Origin of the sequence: Streptomyces sp. NPDC005811, from assembly GCF_040630405.1 — a bacterium.
Classification (GTDB): Bacteria; Actinomycetota; Actinomycetes; order Streptomycetales; family Streptomycetaceae; genus Streptomyces.
In genome coordinates, this window is the sequence record NZ_JBEXXK010000134.1 from 1 (window position 1) to 2828 (window position 2828).

Annotated in this window: 2 protein-coding genes; both read left to right on the plus strand. The window is 68.0% G+C overall.

Translation table 11 applies throughout. The features are described from left to right. On the plus strand, positions 1-399 hold a 399-nt coding region (locus tag ABZ490_RS52065), incomplete at its 5' end, for a glycine betaine ABC transporter substrate-binding protein (RefSeq protein ID WP_359008084.1). 235 nt (positions 400-634) lie between these two features. Continuing rightward, positions 635-2828 (plus strand): FAD-dependent oxidoreductase (locus ABZ490_RS52070; RefSeq protein WP_359008087.1); only part of this gene is annotated, 2194 nt, incomplete at its 3' end.

Below are 2828 nucleotides of genomic sequence, written 5' to 3' on the forward strand. Positions count from 1 at the left end.
AAGGTGGTGTACGCGGGCAGTGAGACGGCCCTCATCCAGGCCTTCCGCAAGGCGGAGAAGGACAAGGAATGGGTGATCGGCTACTTCTACGAGCCGCAGTGGTTCCTGTCCGAGGTTCCGCTCGTCAAGGTCAATCTCCCCAAGTACACGGACGGCTGTGACGCCGACGCCGCCAAGGTCGCCTGCGACTACCCCGTCTACGACCTGGACAAGATCGTCAGCGCGAAGTTCGCCAAGTCAGGCAGCCCCGCCTACAACCTGGTGAAGAACTTCAACTGGACGAACGACGACCAGAACCTGGTGGCCAAGTACATCGCGGAGGAGAAGATGACCCCGGAGGCGGCGGCGAAGAAGTGGGTCGACGCCAACGCCGACAGGGTGAAGGCCTGGATCAAGTAGCCCTGTCTCCAGGTCGGTCGATCATGCCCGGCGGGCGGTGCGCGTGGCTGCGCATCGCCCGCCGGGCATCGCTGTGTTCAGCCACCCCCGCGAGCTGCATTTCCGGCTGTTCAACGACGTCACGGGACCTCTTGACACCCCTCTCCGGGGCGGGCACATTGAGTTGCGCAAACTGAACCGTGTTGCGTAAACAGCAACTGAACCGGCTGGGCCGGTCTGATGCGGAGGTGCGGCGATGGCGGGACCCCGAGTGGTGATCATCGGAGCGGGCGTCGTGGGTGCGGCGCTTGCGGACGAGATCTCCGCGCGTGGCTGGACCGAGGTGACGGTGGTCGACCAGGGCCCGCTGCCCGCCACCGGAGGCTCGACATCGCACGCTCCCGGTCTGGTCTTCCAGACGAACTCGTCGAAGACGATGACGGAGCTGGCCCGCTATACGGTGGAGAAGTTCTGTTCGCTGGATGTGGACGGCAAGCCGTGTTTCCTCCAGGTCGGCGGCCTGGAGGTGGCGACGACGCCGGAGCGTCTGACGGAGCTGCGGCGCCGGCACGGCTGGGTGACCGCTTGGGGCATCGAGGCCGAGCTGTTGACGGCCGAGGAGTGTGTGGAGCGGCATGCGCTGCTCGACGGGGAGAAGGTGCTGGGCGGTCTGCTGGTGCCGACGGACGGTCTGGCCAAGGCGGTCCTGGCGGTGGAGGCGCAGATCCGCAGGGCGACCGAGCGGGGTGTGACGTTCCTGGCCCGGCACGAGGTCCTCGACGTCCTCCACGTCGACGGGGAGGTCAGCGGAGTGCTGACCGACCAGGGTGAGATCGCGGCGGACATCGTGGTGTGCTGTGCGGGGATCTGGGGTCCGAAGATCGCCCGGATGGTGGGGATGAACCTGCCGCTGACCCCGCTGGCGCACCAGCTCGCCTGGACCGGCCCGATCCCGGCACTGGCCGGACAGACGCAGGAGGCGGTGCGTCCGATCCTGCGCCATCAGGACGCCGACCTCTACTACCGCGACCGTTTCGACGGGCTGGGCATCGGCTACTACGGCCACCGGCCGATGCCGATCTCCGCCGACGACATCCTCTCCGTGGACGAGGCCGAGGCGATGCCCTCGGTGCTGGAGTTCACCGAGGAGGACTTCGAGACCGCCTGGAACGACACCCAGGCCCTGCTCCCCGCGACCCGGGAGGCGAAGGTCGAGGAGGGCATCAACGGCCTGTTCTCCTTCACCACCGACAACTTCCCCCTGCTCGGCGAGTCCCAGGACGTCAAGGGCTTCTGGGTCGCCGAAGCCGTCTGGGTCACCCACTCCGCCGGGGTGGGCCGCGCCATGGCCGAATGGCTCGTCGACGGCTACTGCTCCTCCTTCGACCTGCACGAATGCGATGTCAACCGGTTCGAGCCGCACCAGCTGTCCCCGGAGTACGTGCTGGCGCGGGACTGCCAGAACTTCGTCGAGGTCTACGACATCCTGCACCCGCTGCAGCCCTCGGGTGACCCGCGGCCGATCCGCACCAGTCCCTTCCACACCCGGCAGCAGGAGCAGGGCGCGTTCTTCCTGGAGGCGAATGGCTGGGAGCGCCCGCACTGGTACGAGGCCAACGCGCCGCTGGTGGAGGGCCGTAACATCCCCACCCCGAACGCGTGGGCGGCGCAGTTCTGGTCGCCGGTCGTGGGCGCGGAGGCGCAGGCCACCCGTGAGACGGTGGCGATGTACGACATGACCGCCCTCAAGCGCCTGGAGGTGACCGGTCCGGGTGCGGTCCACTTCCTGGAGCGGCTGACGACCAGCAAGGTCGCCAAGTCGGTGGGCTCGGTCACCTACACGCTGTTCCTGGACCACGACGGTGGGATCCGCAGTGATGTCACGGTGGCGCGGCTGGGCCGGGACGTGTTCCAGATCGGGGCGAACGGCAATGTGGACCTGGACTGGCTCGCCCGGCACCTGCCCGCCGACGGTACCGTCCAGGTCCGTGACATCACCGCCGGGACCTGCTGCATCGGCCTGTGGGGCCCGCTGGCCCGCAAGGTCCTCCAGCCCCTCACCAGCGCCGACTTCTCCGCCGACGGGCTGAAGTACTTCCGCGCCCAGCGCGCCTACATCGGCAGTGTTCCGGTGACCGCGATGCGGCTGTCCTATGTCGGTGAGCTGGGCTGGGAGCTGTACACGACCGCCGATCAGGGGCAGAAGCTGTGGGACACGCTGTGGGCGGCGGTCGAGCCGCTGGGCGGGATCGTCGCCGGGCGGGGGGCGTTCAACAGTCTGCGGCTGGAGAAGGGCTACCGCTCCTTCGGCACCGACATGACCTACGAGCACGATCCCTACGAGGCCGGGATCGGTTTCGCGGTCAAGCTCGACAAGGGCGACTTCATCGGCCGGGAAGCCTTGGAGCGGCGCAAGGAGAACGTGCGGCGCCGGCTGGCGTGTCTGACCA